This window comes from Mycobacterium sp. NGS62, assembly GCF_059812285.1.
Genome location: NZ_JCALCK010000023.1, coordinates 1 through 15,743, shown reverse-complemented (window position 1 = coordinate 15,743; position 15,743 = coordinate 1). Strand labels below are relative to the sequence as shown.

Sequence of the window (15,743 nt, the reverse complement as noted above, 5' to 3'; positions counted from 1 at the left end):
GCTATTCCGGCGGGCCGAGATTCGCCCTGCGTCGCATGCCGTCTCGCGGCCTGGAGAGGTACCCGAATCCCGCGCAGCAGGCATGGTCAACGACCTCGGCGAGATTGCCTACTGGACGGGAAATAGTCATCGGTTCTACTGTCGGCATGCGCGTGGTGAGTGAGAAATCTGACGGGAGAATCCAGGACGGTCGCGCCACTGTGAGCACGTTCGTTTCGGTGGGCGTGCGAGTCAGATACTCTCGGCCACGCGCATCCTTATTTATGTGGGGACGCTGAATCCCCTGGAAGGAGAGTCCACCCCATGGCAACGTATGAATCTCCATCTAAGGTGGCGATCCGGCCGGTGACCGCGTCGGCGCAGGCTGCTTTATGGCTTGCCGGCACAACCCTTCTGGCACTCGCCTTGTATTACTTCGTCGGTTTTGACCAGGGCGCAACGTCACTGTTCGGCAGTGACACCCATATACATGAATTCGTGCACGACGGCCGCCACCTGCTCGGCTTCCCCTGCCACTGACGGCCACGTCGAGCCAGAAGAGCGGTAACGGCCCATGGAGAAACGCATCATTGTCCGAGGCGTGCTCGTCGGCGCACTGGGCGGTCTGCTGGCGTTCATTTTCGGGCGCATATTCGTCGAACCGGTGATCAGACGGGCGATCGACTACGAGAGTGGCCGCGACAAGGCCCAGGCCGCCCTGGACAAGGCGGCCGGGTTGACGCCGGAGAGTATGGGGCCGGAGGTCTTTAGCCGCACCATCCAGTCCAACGTTGGTGCCGCGTTCGGGTTGATCCTGTTCGGGGTCGCGATGGGCGCCCTGTTCGCTGTCGTCTACAGCGTCATTCTTGCGCGCCTGGGGAACCTTTCGCCGCGCAGCCTGGCACTGCTGCTGGCTGGTGGGCTTTTCGTCGGCATCTATTTGGTGCCGTCGTTGAAGTACCCGGCTAACCCGCCGTCAATCGGGCACCCCGACACCCTTGGTGCCCGCACCGGGTTGTATCTAGTGATGGTTGTCTGCTCGCTGCTGTTCCTGTTGGGCGCGGTGTGGCTGGGTCGGCGTTTGGCGCCCCGGTTCGGCAACTGGACAGCCGGCCTGCTGGCCGCCGGCGCGTTCGTCGTCGCGATCGGCCTCGTCATGTTGTTGTTGCCGTCGTTGGGTCACTTGTCGGGAAACACTGCCGAATTTGGTGTTACGGCAACCGAAACGCCGCAGCCGCTGCGTGATCCCACTGGCACGATTATCTATCCGGGATTCCCTGCTGACGACCTGTACTCTTTCCGGCTGTATTCGGTGGGCGCTCAGCTAATTCTGTGGGCCACGATCGGGTTGTGCTTCGCGCCGCTGACCAACCGTCTGCTGGAGTCGGGCTTCGCGCGAAATCCACGAAAGTCGCATGTGAACCGGCACGCGTGCATCACCGGTCACCCCTGATGCGACACCGGCTTGGCGGCGTTCCAATGTCGCGAAGTCCCGAATCGCGAAGAGATCACCGGAATCAGCACAGCGGCGGTCATCCACGTCAGTTCCACGTCATCGTCTTCCCGATCTGCTCACACCCGAGGACGTATCTGCAGCTGGGGAGCGGATTCGCACCGTCGCCAGCAATGCTGATTGTTAGCCGCCAGATTCCCAGCCAGGCGATTGGACCCAGCGGGATTACGGCCCACATGCCAGGGAATACCGCCGATCTTTTCCCGAGTCCGCAGCCTGGCGCCAACTTTGGTGGCAGGGCGATTGTCGAAATGCTCCAAGCCTTCGTGCTCGGGGTTTGACGCTGGCCACCACTTGTGGATATCGAGGAGCAGTGGCCAAACCTCTCCAGTGGAGCATTCACCAGAGTCGATTCGGTGAACTCAAAATCGTCGGTCGGATCTCTTCGTAGCTTGGCTTATGTGGCTCGTCTACCCACTCGGGGCAGGAAGCGGCCGACAGTTCGGGTGTAGTCGCGGTAGCTGTTGCCGTGGACAGCGAGCAGATAAGGCTCTTCGACGACGCGGACCTGCAGCTCGATCGTGGTGGCCAGGAGCACAAGCGCGGCGATGGCCAGCGGATTGGGTGTGACGAGCGCGATGCCGGCAGCGAAGACCAGCATCGCGGTGAAGATCGGGTTTCGCACGAGCGCAAACGCGCCGCCGCGCACGAGTATTGTTGTCTCACTGGTGTCGACGCCGATGCGCCATGATTCGCCCATGTCGTTTTGCGCGTAGACAGTCGCGCCGATGCCGACAAGTGAGAGCGAGATGCCGACGGCCTGGATCCACGATGCGTCGAGGACCTCAACGGGGCTAAGCGCGCCGAACATCTGCAGCAGCGGTGCGGCGACACCGATGACGACAGCGAGTACGAACCCGAGCCCGACCCACCATTCCAACGATCCGGGGCGACCACTGATGCCACGAAAGCCGGTGGACCCCGTGCGGCGCAGTTGTCGCCAACTGCGCCAACCGAACCCGAGCGCAACGAAAGCCATATAGAGGGCAAGCGCGACCAGCGCCATATCTCAAATCTCCTTCTCGTTCAATTTCGCTCGGTGATCCAGTGACCCGTCCCGGTGAGTCCGGAGACTGTTGTCGTTGAATCACCCTGCCTTCGGTGGGGTGCGCCTGTGATCGTAGTGGAGTTTCTCGACGGCCTCGGGGGTGAAGTCGTCGAGGTACTCGTGGGGGCGTTCGGTGTTGAACCACGTCACCCATTCGGCGGTCGCCAACTCGACCTGGTTGACGTCGCGCCAGGGGCCTTGCCGGCGGATGAGTTCGTTCTTGAACGACCCGACGGTGGTCTCGGCTAGGGCGTTGTCCAGGGCGTCGCCGACCGAGCCGACAGAGGGGTCCACGCCCTCGTCGATGAGCCGTTGGGTGAACGCCACGGAGGTGTATTGACTGCCCGCGTCGCTGTGCGCGATCAGCCCCTGCAGGCTGGTGGTGCCGTCTTGGGCACGGGTGAAGAACGCGTGCTCGATGGCGTCGAGGACCAGGTTGGTGGTCATGGATCTGGCGGCTCGCCAGCCGAGGATCCGGCGGCTGTAGGCGTCGATGACGAAGGCGACGTACACGAACCCCATCCACGTCGACACATACGTGAAGTCGGCCACCCACAACCGATTCGGCTGCGCGGCGTAGAAGCGCCGGTCCACCAGATCGGGATAACGGACATGACTGCCATCGGCGACGGTGGTCTTGTGCTTGGACCCGTAACACGCTCCCTCCCAACCTTGTTCGCTCATGATCCGTTCCACCGTGCAGCGCGCGACATCATGACCGTGGCCGCGTAGCCAGATCCACAGCTTTCGTGATCCCAGCGTCTGCACGAACTTGCCGGTTTTGTGGTCGTCCCTTGCCGCGGTGATGATCTCGACGAGCTCGACATCCCGCAGTTGGCGGCGCGTCGGGGTCTTGGCGATCCACTCGTAGTAGGTCGACGGACTGATCGGCACACCGTGCTCACAGAGCACGGCGCACATGGGCTCGACACCCCAGCGCAGCCCAGCCCCGCCGTCGGGGCCGGCCACCTGATGGTCCTTGTGTTCGGCGACGAACCGGACTACCGCCTCGCGGGCCGGTCGAGCTCGGCCCCGAAGAAAATCGCCGCTGCTTTCAAGATCTCATTGGCCCGACGCAGCTCGGCGATCTCCTTACGCAACGCCTTGTTCTCTTCAATCGTCTGCGACGTCACGCCCGGCCGCTGGCCGGTGTCGCCTTCCGAGCGGCGGATCCAGGTCCGCAGCGTCTCCGGTGTACCGATCCCCAACATCCCGGCCACCGCGGTTATCGCCGCCCACTGCGACGGGTACTGCGGGCGCACTTCGGCGACCATGCGCACCGCACGCTCACGCAGCTCATCGGGATACTTGCTGACACGTCCCATAACTCAGATCCTCCCAAGATCGGGAGTCTCCGGAAACGCCGGGACGGGTCACAGTGCTGATCTGTTGCCAGTCGGTGGCTAAGACCTGAGGGCCGCTGCAACACTGAAGTTTCGCAGAATCGCCGCGGCCACCGGCGTGGCGGCGAGTTGACCATGGTGATCTGGACGGCATCCATCTCCACGGCGAATCACCTCCTATCGGTTGGCCTGGTGCGCATGGGGTTCTGTGCTGTATTGCTGTGGGCCGGCGGTAAAGCGTTGCGCGCATGGGGTGGAGCAGAACCGGTAGGTGATGCCGCGGTGGGCCACTGTGGTTGTGGTGGTTCGGTCCTGCAGCCACATCCGGCAGACCGGGTCGACGTGGGTGTCCGGGTGGCCGGCGCCGAGGTCGATGGCGAACACGTCGACCGGTTCGGTGATGTTGCGCAGAATCGCAGGACCGCGGCTGGTGGTGGCAAGACCGGCGGCGCGGGCGGCGGCCTCGACCGGTTGGGTGGCCAGGCATTGGTCGGGGCCGGCTGCTGCGGTGAGGCGTGCGGCGATGTTGACGGTGCCGCCGTAGATGTCGTCGCTGAGCGCCACGATCGGACCGTAGGTGATGCCGGCGCGGAGTACCGGGAATCGGCCGGTATGCCGTGTTCCTTCGGCGATGCGTCTTATCAGAGTGAGCGCGGTGTGCGGGGTGGGCGAGGTGATCAGGACGGCGTCACCGTTGTTTTGACCAGCCGGTCACCCTCGCAAAGGGTGGCGCGGGCGATGTCGGCGAACGCTTCGGCCAGCTCGGCAGCCTGGTGGTCACCGTGTGCTTCGGTCAGAGCGGTGAAACCGGACAGGTCGACGAACGCCACGGCCGCCTGGCTGGTGGTGGTCGTGTGGTCGTGGGATGCGTTGGAGCTGGGCCCAATCGGTGTCATGTCACCGGCTCTGATGTGGTGTGAGGGTGGCATAGTCGGGTCGGGTGCCGGTGGGCTGAGCCGATCGGCGAAGCTGTCCGACCGGCGCAGGCGCGGTCGCCACCAAGTCGTGGACCATCGCTACCGCTCCTTCCGATGTGATCGGCCTCTTTGTTATCAGTGAAGCTCCCGATTAAATCTCGTGAATACGGTATCATCGGTTTATGCCGATGAAAAGCATTGAGTCCACCACCTCGCGGGAGCAGTTGACTGCCGCGGTGGCGTTGTTTCATAGCCTGTCCGACCCGACCCGGCTGGCGATCGCGCGTCATCTCGCTGGTGGGGAAGCCCGGGTCGTGGATTTGACGCGGGTCCTAGGGCTCCCGCAGTCCACGGTGTCCTCGCACCTGGCGTGCCTACGCGACTGCCGACTGATCACTGGGCGCCCAGAGGGCCGGCAGGTCTTCTACGCGCTGGCCGTCCCCGAGCTGCTGGACCTGTTCGCCGCCGCCGAAACGCTACTGGCCGCGACCGGAAATGCCGTCGCACTTTGCCCCAACTACGGCACCGACAGCATGGCCGCCGAGCCGGCAGAGAGGGCTCAGACCAAAACTACGGAGGTTGATGATGCTGACCGCTGATATTCGCCCTGGTGCCGGCGTAGAGCTGACCGTTGTATCCGCCGCGGCGGGGCGGATACGTGTGCACGCCAACGGTTTTCGGTTCGACGCTGTCCGGGCCGTCGCGATCGAGGATGCGGTGGGCAAGGTGACCGGTGTGCAGGCCGTGCAGGCCTATCCGCGCACGGCATCGGTTGTGATCTGGTATTCGCCGGGGGGCTGCGACACCGCTGCGGTCGTGTCGGCGATCGCTGATGCCGAGCACATCCCGGCAGCGTCGGTGCCCGCGCGTGCCCCGCACTCGGCTGATGGCCGTAGGGCCGGTGTCATGCAGAGAATCCTTGACTGGAGTGCGCGAACCCTGTCGGGTCCGCACGATGACCTCGGTAGTGCTTCCGTTGTCGTGGCCGCGCAGCGAGCTGGGACAGTCAGCGATGGCTGCTGCGACCACGATGACAATGAGCGCGAGCCGGAGCGGCTCTGGCACGTTGTCAAGTTGCGGCGCGCGGCGTTATCCGGGGCGCTGCTGACCGCCTCGGTGGTCACCGCGTGGGTCACTCCACTCGGGCCGGTCGCACTGGGACTGAAAGTCCTTGCGCTGGCGGTGGGCGCCTCCACGTTCGTGCCCTCCGCCGTTAAGCGACTGGCCCAGGGCCGTATCGGCGTGGGCACCTTGATGACCATCGCCGCGGCAGGTGCTGTCGGTCTCGGTCAGGTCGGCGAGGCCGCCGCGCTGGCGTTTCTGTTCTCGATCAGCGAGGGCTTGGAGGAATACGCGGTGGCGCGCACCCGCCGCGGCCTGCGCGCTCTGCTATCGCTGGTGCCGGACCAAGCCACTGTCCTGCGCGACGGGACCGAAACCCTATTGGCCGCAACCGATCTGCGCGTCGGCGATCAGATGATCGTCAAACCCGGGGAACGCCTCGCCACCGACGGCATCATTCGTACCGGACGCACCGCGCTGGACGTCTCAGCGATCACCGGCGAATCGGTGCCGGTAGAAGCCGGACCCGATGACGAAGTGTTTGCCGGGTCGATCAACGGCTCCGGAGTACTGCAGGTGGAGGTCACCGCAACCGCAGCGGACAACTCGCTGGCGCGGATCGTGCACATCGTGGAAGCCGAACAGGCCCGCAAAGGCGCCAGCCAGCGGCTGGCCGACCGCATCGCGCGGCCACTGGTGCCGGGCATCATGATCGCCGGGGCGCTGATCGCTGGGACGGGCAGCGTCTTCGGTACGCCGCTGGTCTGGATTGAACGCGCTCTTGTTGTGCTGGTGGCAGCCTCCCCGTGCGCGCTGGCCATCGCCGTGCCGGTGTCTGTCGTGGCGGCCATCGGCGCCGCCTCCAAACTCGGCGTACTCATCAAGGGCGGCGCCGCGTTGGAAGCCCTGGGCACCATCGGTGGGATCGCCCTGGACAAAACCGGAACATTGACGGCCAACCGGCCCGCGGTTATCGAGGTCGCCATCACCAACGGCGCCACCCGCGAGGAGGTGCTGGCGGTGGCGGCCGCGCTGGAGGCCCGCAGTGAACACCCGCTGGCCGCGGCCATCCTCGCTGCAACCCAAGCGCCGGTCGCCGCCGCGGTCGACGTGCAAGCCATCCCGGGGGCCGGGTTGACCGGTCACCTCGACGGCCATGCGGTGCGACTGGGGCGGCCCGGCTGGCTCGAACCCGCCGAGCTCGCCGATCAGGTGGCGCGCATGCAACAAGCCGGGGCCACAGCGGTTCTCGTCCAACGCGACGAGCAGCTGCTCGGTGCCATCGCCGTGCGCGACGAACTGCGCCCCGAAGCAGCCGAGGTCATCGCCATGCTGCGCGCCGGCGGCTACCAGGTGAGCATGCTCACCGGCGACAATCACGCCACCGCCGCCGCCCTGGCCGGCCAAGCCGGAATCGAGCACGTCTACGCCGAACTGCGCCCCGAGGACAAGGCTCACTTGGTCGGACAGCTGCGCGCCCGGCGGCCCATCGCCATGGTCGGCGATGGCGTCAACGACGCTCCGGCTCTGGCCGCCGCCGACCTGGGAATTGCTATGGGCGCCATGGGAACCGACGTCGCCATCGAAACCGCCGACGTCGCGCTGATGGGTCAAGACTTACGTCACCTGCCCCAGGCACTTCAGCATGCCCGCCGCTCCCGGCAGATCATGCTGCAAAACGTCGGACTATCCCTGACCATCATCACCGTGCTGATGCCGCTAGCGGTGTTCGGGACTCTCGGACTGGCCGCGGTCGTGCTGGTGCACGAGCTCACCGAAATCATCGTCATCGCCAACGGCGTACGCGCCGGACGCATCCAACCACTTGCGAGGCCAACGCAAGACACTGTGCCGCGCGATTTCCTGTGAAGAGCAAAGGGTTTCATCTCCAAGTCACGGCGTCGCTATGTGCGCGGCGGCTCTGACAACACCAGTGCATGCAAATTTTTGCGGTAGCCCGAGGTTGACAGCCCGAGTAGCTCGGCGAGTCAACCTCGGCCTGACGCACCCACCGGCGCAACGGTCGCCCGTAGCCGCACCAGCTCCGCATACGAACCGTGGGGGATGGCCGAGCCCCGCGGGGATGACGCTGAACCACCTTGGTGAAACGCAGCCGCTGGCGCTCAGGGTTTGAGTGGCGGGTCGGGTGCGAGGCTGCCGTCGGGGGCGATGTGGGCGAAGATCTGCTGGACCAGTGTGAGGACGTGCGGGTCGTCGACGGTGTAGATGTGGCGGCGGCCTTCTCGGCGTGCGCTGACCAGGCCGGCCAGTCGCAGCTTGGTCAGGTGCTGGCTCATGGTGGCGACCCCGACGTCGGCCCGCTTGGCCAGGGCGGTCACGTCGTGCACGTCTTGGGCGGCCAGCCAGAGTACGTGGAGCCGTGCCGGATTGCCGAGCAGCGCGAAAGTGGCGGCGGCTGACGCCAACTGCGGACTGGTGGGCTCGGTGGGGGCAACGGCCGCATTGGTGGTTTCGGATGGCCGTTGTTTTGGTTTTGCCATGGCGACGTCCATTGTGGCGCACTTCCGACGAGTGGATTCGCCTAATCGAAATACTTTAACATTTGCGAATATAACGAAATGAGTGGCAGGATGGGAACGATCCGAACCGAGGTCTAACGCCCGTTCTGCGTGTGGATGAGGAAGGCAGGGACGCCTTCGTGCTGCATGTCGCGTTGCTGATCGCCTGCGCGGCGGCGATCTATCTGTCGTGTGAGTGGTTCGTCAACGCCGTGGAATGGCTTGGCCAGCGGCTCAACGTCAAGAAGATGGCGGTAGGGACCATCCTGGCCGCCTTTGGCACAGCGCTGCCCGAATCGGTGGTCACGCTGGTCGCGGTCACCACCGGCGCGACCGCCCAGATCCGCAACATCGGGGTCGGCGCCGCGATGGGCGGCCCGCTGGTGCTGGCGACCATCGCCTACGGGGTTACCGGTGCCCTGCTGCTGTTGCGGCGCCGCACCCGTCGCCGCGAATTGATCGCCGCCGGCGGCTGCGGCGCAGACCCGCAGCGCTCCACGTCAGAAAAAGACGAGGACCGCGGCGCCGTGTTGGCCGATTCCACCCAGACGGCGCGCCTGGCGCACGATCAGCGCTGGTTTATGGCGGTGTTCGCGGTCAAAGTCGTGTTGGGTTTGGTGGCGTTCGCGCTCAAGCCGTGGCTGGGCTTGTTGTTTTTCGCCGTCTACGCTGTCTACTTTTGGCGCGAACTGCGCGGCGGCCACACCTTGGACCCCCATGACGAGGAGGAGTTGGCGCCGCTCAGGCTGCAACCCCGCACCACGCGACCGACCAACCCGGCGGTTCTGGTGCAAACGCTGGGCGCATTGGCGGTCATCTTTGTTTCCTCGCAGGTTTTCGTGCACCAGCTTGACGCCATCGGCCCGATGCTCGGATTATCCGGGGCCGTCACCGCCTTGCTGCTGTCTCCGATCGCCACTGAGTTGCCGGAAATCATGAACGCGATCATCTGGGTCCGTCACGGCAAAACCCAACTGGCCCTGGCCAATATTTCCGGGGCGATGATGATCCAGGCGACCGTGCCCAGCGGCCTGGGTCTGCTGTTCACCGACTGGCGCTTCGATCACGCCCTGCTCTGGTCTGGCGTCGTCACCATGATCGCGATCGGCTACCTGCTGTCCGCGCTGCGCACACACAAACTCACCCCCACCCGGTTGGCCGCGGCCGCATTGCTCTACCTGGTCTTCGCCGCCGGACTCATCCCGATCCTCACCTGATAACCCTCGCCTTCACGGGTGAAAGCCCGCCGAAGACCGCAACCGATCGACGAGAGCGTCTCCCGGGCACCTTAATCATGTGTCTGCGGTCCGATGCTGAAGACCGAAATGGCGGCAGTTGTAGGCTGGCGCAGCCAAATCTGCGGCCGGGGTGACGCTTTCTTCAATTCCCGACGATCGATCACGCGCGGCCGAACTACCGAGTCAATGCCAGTGCATGTCCGCGGTCTGGGCCGGCCCTGTCGGTGTCGCGCCCGAATCGGCGTAGCCGCAGCGAGTTGGTCACCACGCTGACCGAGGAGAATCCCATCGCCGCGCCCGCGACGATCGGGGTGAGCATGCCCAGCGCGGCGAGGGATCGCGGCGGTGTTGTAACCGAAGGCCCAGCCCAGGTTTGATAGATCGTGCGCAGGGTCAAACTCGTTTGCGCTCTCGCCGGCGCGAGGTTCGCGCATCGCGTTAGCTGATGACAACCCCAAGCTAAGGATTGCCCCTGGGGCAGGGTCAAGTGCTAGTGGTGTGTCACGCAAATAATTAACTGTATGTTGGGTATTCTGACGTGATGAGTGCATCACCTGCGGCCGCGTTGTCGATGACTGCTGGCGAGCGTGAGACGTTGGAGAGCTTGGCGCGTTCGCATACCGCGCCGCATCGGCAGGTGATGCGCGCGAAGGCGCTGCTGATGGCCGGTGATGGTGTGGCGAACACGCTGATCGCCGAGGAGGTGGGGGCGACGCCGGTGACGGTGCGTTCGTGGCGGAAGAGGTTCACCGAGGACGGCTTGAGGGCGCTGGGACAGGTACGTAAGGGGCGGGGTCGCAAGCCCTCGATCACCGATGAGCAGGTCGCCCAGATCGTGCGGTTGACCACCGAGGAGACCCCGCCCGGGCACACGCATTGGTCCTGTCGCACGATGGCCGACCGAGTGGGCGTGAGTCACTCTGCAGTGCAGCGTATTTGGTCTGATCTGGGGATCAAACCGCACCGCGTGGACACGTTCAAGGTGTCCAATGATCCCGAGTTCGACGACAAGCTCATCGACGTGGTGGGCCTGTATGTGAATCCGCCGGAAAAGGCGATCGTGTTGTGGATAGATGAGAAGTCCCAGATCCAGGCGTTGGATCGCACCCAGGCGTCGCTGCCGATGATCCCGGGCCGGGCCGCCACGATGACCCATGACTACAAACGCAACGGCACGACCACACTGTTCGCCGCGTTGGACGTGTTGACAGGGAAAGTGATCGGCCAGTGTCTGCCCCGGCACCGTCACACCGAGTTCCTCAAGTTCCTCAACACGATTGACCGCGAGGTACCCAAGGGCCTGCAGGTCCATCTGATCCTGGACAACTACAGCACCCACAAGCATGTCGAGGTCCAGCGATGGCTGAAGCGGCACAAGCGGTTTCACCTACACTTCACCCCCACCTCGTCATCATGGCTCAACCAGGTCGAGCGCTGGTTTCGCGACCTGACCGAGAAGAATCTGCGGCGCGGAATCTTCGGCAGCGTGCCCGGCCTGATCGCCAGCATCGAGACATACCTCAACGCCCACAACGCCGATCCCAAACCCTACGTATGGACAGCCACCGCTGAATCCATCCTCGCCAAGGTTCACCGCGCACGCGCCAAACTCCAACAAGTAGTTAACCAAAACTGAGACGGACCACTAGGCCACACCGGGGGCGGTAAACGGATTCATCGCGATGGCTCATTGGGTCCCTGACTGCACCACTAATACTAATCATTCGAGCACCAGCGCCTGGCCGAAATATTCTGCGAAGCAATCGCCTACGTACCCGGCCGTGGACTATCACCCGGAAAGTCAACGGCCCGCCACACTTTGGGCAGCGAAGCCATTACCGCTCGGGCACTGAAGTTGGTTTGTGTCCGGCGATCGCATCGCGGCGCTTGACCTTGCCCTTGCGGCAATCTCTACCGTGGAAGCCACTGTTGGTGATACCGCCAGACAATCACGCATAGGAGCCGAACATGAGCTGAGCCACAACGTAATTGGATCGTGTCGTCCCTGCCGGTCAATATGCCGCCCACCCCATCGCCGTCAAGATCGTACGTTCTCACAGCGCAGCGACGGTGGTGACCGCGAGCAGCAGGAATGGCTGGCTCGGGGACTGTTCGCCGACGCGTTGCGGCACGCCACAACTGAGACCCGACCACCACCACCACGAGAAACGGAGCAACAGAAATGAGCATCCTCGGCATCCTGCTCGGCGGCGGCTACGTCGCCCTCATGCTTGGACTCCTCGGCCTAGGCGTAGGCCTGCCGGTCGCCGACACCCTGCAGGAACGGCGGCAGCGAAAGGCGCGTGCACGGCGACGTCCGAGCCGACTGAACAACCACGAACGAGAGCAGCATCCATCGGAACGATCGAATTCACCACCTTTCGCAAGGCGAGGAAATGCAGCGCGCCTACAGCGCGGCCTGCGCCGACGTCACCGACGAGTATGGCAACCACGGCTACAGCGGCACCACCTCCACCACCAGCGGCGCGCACTGGGCCACCAAAGACGTCCATGACCAGGACCCGTGCCGAGTTCATGGCCGGGGTGAAGGCGCACCATGCCGACAAATGGGGGCAGACGTGGGCCATTCCCGTCGCGGCCGACAACCAATTCACCTATAGGAAGGTCAAGCTCAGCGCCGAATTGCCACCCGTGCACCTCGGACAGGTCGGCGTGGTCCGCCGGACGACATTTGTAATTCACCCAGAAAGGGAGGAAGGGGAAAAACGGACCCGCTACGCCGGCGCCGCGCCCCTAAAGAACGATGAGTGAAACACCTGAATCCGGGGCTACCCTTGAACCCTATCGCTGGGAAGGGTCATCAATGACGGCCACCGTCCGTGAACGAAGTCGCGTAACGCACACCGTCGGCGACGCCGCCAAAGCCACCGGCGTCTCGGCCAAGGCCATCCGGATCTGGGAAGCCAAGGGGCTGCTGCCACCCGCTGAGCGCACCCAAGCCGGCTACCGGCTGTTCAGCGACGACGACATCGCGATCCTGCGGTTCATTCTGCGGGCCCGGACCCTTGGCCTAACCTTGTCGGAGATCAAAGACATCCTTGACCTGCATCGCCACGGTATGGCGCCCTGCGAGCAGGTCACCGCGCTGCTCGACAAGCACATTCGCGACATCGACCGCGCCATCGCCGACCTACGCGCCCTACGCACCACCCTGGCCGCTGCGCTACAGACCGCCCGCAGCGACCAACGCCGCGGACAGGCTGCCACCGTCTGCCGCATCATCGAATCGCCAACGGCATAGCCGATCATCGCGTCACTGCTCATTTATTTGAGGAAAGGGTGAGCGCATGCAACTCGGGACGGTCCCTACGCCACCGAGTCGTCGAGGCCTTTTCCACGAGTGCGATAACCTCCGGCTGCTCGGCTACGTGGGCGCGCAGTCGTACCCGCTCAGCATGCTCATCGACTGAAAGCGATTGGCATCCATAAGCTCCGGCCGACCGCCAGCGCCGGCCTCGGTCATCCGCCACCGCTCACCCACGGCACAACCAGAGCTGAGGTGGTAGTGACGTTCAGGGGTTCCGCACCGGTGCGGCCGAATTCAGACAGGGCCGAATTCAGACAGGGCCGAATTCGACAGGTCGCCAAGCGCGGCTGGTTGGCCAAAGCCGATCGCCCCGCCCAGGCAGCCGCGCCGGTTCACCTGACCTTTTCCATCGTTTGCCCGCAGCAGCAGGTCGGATCCTGTTGGCCCTGACAATCCGGGGGTGCGCCCTTGGTCACCGTCAGTTCGCATCCGCAGTCCGGGCGCGGGCAGCAGTACACGTCGCCTTCACGAAATGGCATCTTTCATCCTTGTGGTGTCGTAGATATGGATGACGCTAAAGCTGGCCCCTGGGGACATGTCAAGCCCATGGGACGAATGACGAAATCGGCGGCTTTCACCGCGGGACGGGCCGTGGCGGGTGCAGGGGTCAACCCCCATGCCCTGGCCAAATACGCTGGCATCGCGCTCAAGACCATCTACAACCACGACCTCCTCGAACAGATCCGCGCTGAACCCATCAACCCCACCCCAGGGCCCATACTCGCGGCACCCGAACCAATCCACATCGGCGCCGCATTACGTTGAACAACTCCGAGCCAAAAGCAGCGCTATGAAACCGAGATCGGCGACCTCAAGGCCGAAAACAAGAGGCTCGAACGAGCGCTCACCGGAGCCCACGGCGCACCACGCCGTCGCGGCCTCGTCGAACCTCAGAGACAGACCAACGTCGGTGACACCGTTACGGATGAGCCGTATGCGGTGGCGGCGCCAGTGCGCGGTGGCCAGCAACGACAGCAGCGATTCGCGAGACACTTTCGGTGCGCCTGATATCTGGTCGGCCTCGTTTGATCGCGGCTACCTCGCTCTGGTCGAGCTGCGACAGCAGGGCCGGCATGCCGCTGAGTTCGGCGACGGCTTCGCGACAGGCCGGGCAGTCGGCCAAGTGAGCCTCGAATTTCCGCCGCTCGGTAGCAGACAGCGATCCCAGCACGTAGGCGGCGTCCCACATCGCGTAGCGGTGACTGTTGTCGACGGACAGTTCTTTCTCATCGGGCGGGCCGAGTCCCCGGATCCATGTCATGGGGTGACCTCATCACCTGCCACCATGAGGTGTTCGCGGCCGATGGGCCGGATGGTTGGTAGCGCCGTCATCGTGTCACTCCCAACTCTTGTAGCGCGAATGCTGCCCGGTTACGTCGACCGAGGCCACCAAGCCAAGGGCATACCCCCCACCGGTAGATGGTAAACCCCTTCGCGACGGCTGGTCAAAAGTTCCGCGTAATCCAATTTGCCCCGCAGAGGACGCTTGCATCCGTGCGCTCGGGGTGTGCGGTTCACCGGTGCGGGAGTTGTCCGTGACGAGTTCGAAGGCGGTCATCAGGTCGCAGGCGGTTGGGTACCGGGCTGGCGACATCGGCGGTTGTAGACCCCGGAAGGTTTCAGCGGCGACGCGGACGAAAGCCGGCGCGAAAGCTCCGCCAACACCACGGCGATCTGAGCATCCACCGCCGTGGTCGGTTCGGCTGCGAGGTCATATCAGGGCAGCCTCAATCGGTTCGCGGCACGATCGCGCTGCCCAACAGTAACTGCTCGGTCGTGTCGTAGTGATCAAGACCGGACGAGTCGGGCGATGGCGGCGGAGGCTTCGGCGATTTTTGCTTTGGCCTCGTCGCCGCCATGGGCGGCCGCGCGAGTCACGCAGTGGCCGAGGTGTTCATCGAGCAGGTTCAGCGCGACCGCCCGCAGGGCGCTGTTGGCGGCGCTGATCTGGGTGAGCACATCGATGCAGTACTTGTCTTCATCGATCATTTTCGCGATGCCGCGGACCTGCCCCTCAATGCGGCGCAGTCGCTTGGCGTAGTTGTCTTTCTGCGCCGAATACCCCTGTGCGGTTGCCATCTAGCCTCCTGGCATCGTGATCATCTGGTCGATGTCGACCTGCTGCGCGGCGACGATGTCGCCGATCGCCATTTCAGTGTTGTCGCTGTTGGCGATCTCGATCGCAGCTCGCACTGGAGCCGTCACAAACGTCGCCAGCTGTGCCGCACCGCCAGTGATGGTGGACGTCTGCAGCCAGTTTACCTGCTGATACCCCGCTTAGGTATCTACGGATATTGGCGGGCATCGCCTAGCGTTGCGAACTGCGACCCCTTGGAAGGATGTCGTCATGCCACGACCTCAGCGATCGTTTTCCCCTGAGTAAAGGGTCGAGGCTGCGCATAGGGTGATCGACCGGCGTCGGAGTGTCGCTGAGGTCGCCCGTGAGCTGGATATACATGAGAACCTGCTGCACACGTGGGTGCGCGACGAGCGGCGCCGGATGGCCGCGGCCGGGAGCGGTCCGCCTTCGGATCCCGATGGCGAACCTCTTACGGCTGGGGAACGCGTGGAGCTAGTGCGGTTGCGCGCGCAGTTGCCCAGCAGACGAAAGATATCGCCTTCCTGAAAAAGCCTCGGTGCGTTTCAACAGCGTGTCCGACTCGGCGTACTCAGCTTCCATCCGGCGCAACACCGCTAGGGTCGTGCCGGCCAGCACACCGGCCAGTGCCACTGGTGGTGCGGACCGCAACGAGACTCATCGTTTACGCCCTCTAGAACTGAATCCCCTGAACGGTT

At 64.2% G+C, this 15,743-nt stretch carries 16 protein-coding genes and 3 pseudogenes; 10 read left to right on the top strand and 9 right to left on the bottom strand.

The features are described from left to right. Positions 1-303: 303 nt before the first annotated feature. Entirely contained in the window at positions 304-519 is a 216-nt protein-coding gene (locus tag AC5Y49_RS23810) for a CbtB domain-containing protein (protein ID WP_499891848.1), read from the top strand. Positions 520-553: 34 nt separating this feature from the next. After that, positions 554-1,432 (top strand): CbtA family protein, encoded by an 879-nt coding sequence (locus AC5Y49_RS23805; RefSeq protein WP_499891847.1) that lies wholly within the window; start codon positions 554-556, stop codon positions 1,430-1,432. A 457-nt stretch (positions 1,433-1,889) separates the two neighbouring features. On the opposite strand, the gene AC5Y49_RS23800 is transcribed toward AC5Y49_RS23805, so the two are convergent. The 4 genes from AC5Y49_RS23800 to AC5Y49_RS23785 all read right to left on the bottom strand — a co-directional run bounded on the left by AC5Y49_RS23800 (position 1,890) and on the right by AC5Y49_RS23785 (position 4,779). After that, positions 1,890-2,498, bottom strand: coding sequence for a methyltransferase family protein (locus AC5Y49_RS23800; RefSeq protein ID WP_499891846.1), 609 nt, complete (start codon positions 2,496-2,498; stop codon positions 1,890-1,892). A gap of 81 nt (positions 2,499-2,579) precedes the next feature. Next, a protein-coding gene (locus AC5Y49_RS23795) for an IS3 family transposase (RefSeq protein WP_499891845.1) occupies positions 2,580-3,865 on the bottom strand; the annotation gives its coding sequence in 2 pieces (ribosomal slippage) (positions 2,580-3,583 and positions 3,583-3,865; 1,287 coding nt in all). 195 nt (positions 3,866-4,060) lie between these two features. Further along, positions 4,061-4,516 (bottom strand): YHS domain-containing protein, encoded by a 456-nt coding sequence (locus AC5Y49_RS23790; protein ID WP_499891850.1) that lies wholly within the window; start codon positions 4,514-4,516, stop codon positions 4,061-4,063. 44 nt (positions 4,517-4,560) lie between these two features. Beyond that, positions 4,561-4,779 carry a hypothetical protein gene (locus AC5Y49_RS23785; RefSeq protein WP_499891844.1) on the bottom strand — a complete coding sequence of 73 codons (219 nt, stop codon included), beginning with the start codon at positions 4,777-4,779 and terminating at the stop codon, positions 4,561-4,563. A 203-nt stretch (positions 4,780-4,982) separates the two neighbouring features. Here AC5Y49_RS23785 and AC5Y49_RS23780 point away from each other — a divergent pair, with 203 nt between their 5' ends. Both AC5Y49_RS23780 and AC5Y49_RS23775 read left to right on the top strand, forming a co-directional pair. After that, the gene (locus tag AC5Y49_RS23780; RefSeq protein WP_499891843.1) at positions 4,983-5,399 is read left to right on the top strand and encodes an ArsR/SmtB family transcription factor; all 417 of its coding nucleotides are present in this window, start codon (positions 4,983-4,985) and stop codon (positions 5,397-5,399) included. After that, positions 5,386-7,731, top strand: coding sequence for a heavy metal translocating P-type ATPase (locus AC5Y49_RS23775; RefSeq protein ID WP_499891849.1), 2,346 nt, complete (start codon positions 5,386-5,388; stop codon positions 7,729-7,731). The genes AC5Y49_RS23780 and AC5Y49_RS23775 overlap by 14 nt, the downstream gene beginning before the upstream one ends. 254 nt (positions 7,732-7,985) lie before the next feature. On the opposite strand, the gene AC5Y49_RS23770 is transcribed toward AC5Y49_RS23775, so the two are convergent. After that, positions 7,986-8,363: an ArsR/SmtB family transcription factor gene (locus AC5Y49_RS23770; protein WP_499891842.1), complete on the bottom strand. Its 378-nt coding sequence runs from the start codon at positions 8,361-8,363 to the stop codon at positions 7,986-7,988. Between the two features lie 131 nt (positions 8,364-8,494). On the opposite strand from AC5Y49_RS23770, the gene AC5Y49_RS23765 reads away from it, so the two are divergent. Then, a complete protein-coding gene (locus AC5Y49_RS23765; protein WP_499891841.1) occupies positions 8,495-9,598 on the top strand; it encodes a sodium:calcium antiporter in 1,104 nt (367 codons plus the stop codon). A gap of 196 nt (positions 9,599-9,794) precedes the next feature. Here AC5Y49_RS23765 and AC5Y49_RS23760 read toward each other — a convergent pair. After that, positions 9,795-10,013, bottom strand: a pseudogene (locus AC5Y49_RS23760) (hypothetical protein); the annotation flags it as partial. Between the two features lie 147 nt (positions 10,014-10,160). Between AC5Y49_RS23760 and AC5Y49_RS23755 the strand changes: the two are divergent. From AC5Y49_RS23755 to AC5Y49_RS23740, 4 genes are all read left to right on the top strand, one after another. Further along, positions 10,161-11,255 carry an IS630 family transposase gene (locus AC5Y49_RS23755; protein WP_499891840.1) on the top strand — a complete coding sequence of 365 codons (1,095 nt, stop codon included), beginning with the start codon at positions 10,161-10,163 and terminating at the stop codon, positions 11,253-11,255. 875 nt (positions 11,256-12,130) lie between these two features. Beyond that, positions 12,131-12,391 carry a hypothetical protein gene (locus AC5Y49_RS23750; RefSeq protein WP_499891839.1) on the top strand — a complete coding sequence of 87 codons (261 nt, stop codon included), beginning with the start codon at positions 12,131-12,133 and terminating at the stop codon, positions 12,389-12,391. Positions 12,392-12,443: 52 nt separating this feature from the next. Then, the gene (locus AC5Y49_RS23745) at positions 12,444-12,881 is read left to right on the top strand and encodes a MerR family DNA-binding protein (protein ID WP_499891838.1); all 438 of its coding nucleotides are present in this window, start codon (positions 12,444-12,446) and stop codon (positions 12,879-12,881) included. 621 nt (positions 12,882-13,502) lie between these two features. Then, entirely contained in the window at positions 13,503-13,712 is a 210-nt protein-coding gene (locus tag AC5Y49_RS23740; protein WP_499891837.1) for a hypothetical protein, read from the top strand. A gap of 159 nt (positions 13,713-13,871) precedes the next feature. Here AC5Y49_RS23740 and AC5Y49_RS23735 read toward each other — a convergent pair. The 3 genes and pseudogenes from AC5Y49_RS23735 to AC5Y49_RS23725 all read right to left on the bottom strand — a co-directional run. Next, a pseudogene (locus tag AC5Y49_RS23735) lies at positions 13,872-14,208 on the bottom strand (anti-sigma factor family protein); the annotation flags it as partial. Between the two features lie 527 nt (positions 14,209-14,735). After that, on the bottom strand, positions 14,736-15,026 hold the full coding sequence (gene ricR / locus AC5Y49_RS23730; protein ID WP_499891836.1) for a copper-sensing transcriptional repressor RicR: 291 nt from the start codon (positions 15,024-15,026) through the stop codon (positions 14,736-14,738). Then, positions 15,027-15,152 (bottom strand): hypothetical protein, encoded by a 126-nt coding sequence (locus AC5Y49_RS23725; protein ID WP_499891835.1) that lies wholly within the window; start codon positions 15,150-15,152, stop codon positions 15,027-15,029. A 190-nt stretch (positions 15,153-15,342) separates the two neighbouring features. On the opposite strand from AC5Y49_RS23725, the pseudogene AC5Y49_RS23720 reads away from it, so the two are divergent. Continuing rightward, positions 15,343-15,573 (top strand): annotated as a pseudogene (locus AC5Y49_RS23720) (transposase); the annotation flags it as partial. Between the last annotated feature and the right edge of the window lie 170 nt (positions 15,574-15,743).

Coding starts and splice junctions, on each gene's coding strand:
- AC5Y49_RS23810 (WP_499891848.1), top strand. CDS start 304: ATGGCAACGTATGAATCTCCATCTAAGGTGGCGATCCGGCCGGTGACC.
- AC5Y49_RS23750 (WP_499891839.1), top strand. CDS start 12,131: ATGACCAGGACCCGTGCCGAGTTCATGGCCGGGGTGAAGGCGCACCAT.
- AC5Y49_RS23785 (WP_499891844.1), bottom strand. CDS start 4,779: ATGACACCGATTGGGCCCAGCTCCAACGCATCCCACGACCACACGACC.
- AC5Y49_RS23800 (WP_499891846.1), bottom strand. CDS start 2,498: ATGGCGCTGGTCGCGCTTGCCCTCTATATGGCTTTCGTTGCGCTCGGG.
- AC5Y49_RS23775 (WP_499891849.1), top strand. CDS start 5,386: ATGCTGACCGCTGATATTCGCCCTGGTGCCGGCGTAGAGCTGACCGTT.
- AC5Y49_RS23805 (WP_499891847.1), top strand. CDS start 554: ATGGAGAAACGCATCATTGTCCGAGGCGTGCTCGTCGGCGCACTGGGC.
- ricR (WP_499891836.1), bottom strand. CDS start 15,026: ATGGCAACCGCACAGGGGTATTCGGCGCAGAAAGACAACTACGCCAAG.
- AC5Y49_RS23770 (WP_499891842.1), bottom strand. CDS start 8,363: ATGGCAAAACCAAAACAACGGCCATCCGAAACCACCAATGCGGCCGTT.
- AC5Y49_RS23755 (WP_499891840.1), top strand. CDS start 10,161: ATGAGTGCATCACCTGCGGCCGCGTTGTCGATGACTGCTGGCGAGCGT.
- AC5Y49_RS23740 (WP_499891837.1), top strand. CDS start 13,503: ATGACGAAATCGGCGGCTTTCACCGCGGGACGGGCCGTGGCGGGTGCA.
- AC5Y49_RS23745 (WP_499891838.1), top strand. CDS start 12,444: ATGACGGCCACCGTCCGTGAACGAAGTCGCGTAACGCACACCGTCGGC.
- AC5Y49_RS23780 (WP_499891843.1), top strand. CDS start 4,983: ATGCCGATGAAAAGCATTGAGTCCACCACCTCGCGGGAGCAGTTGACT.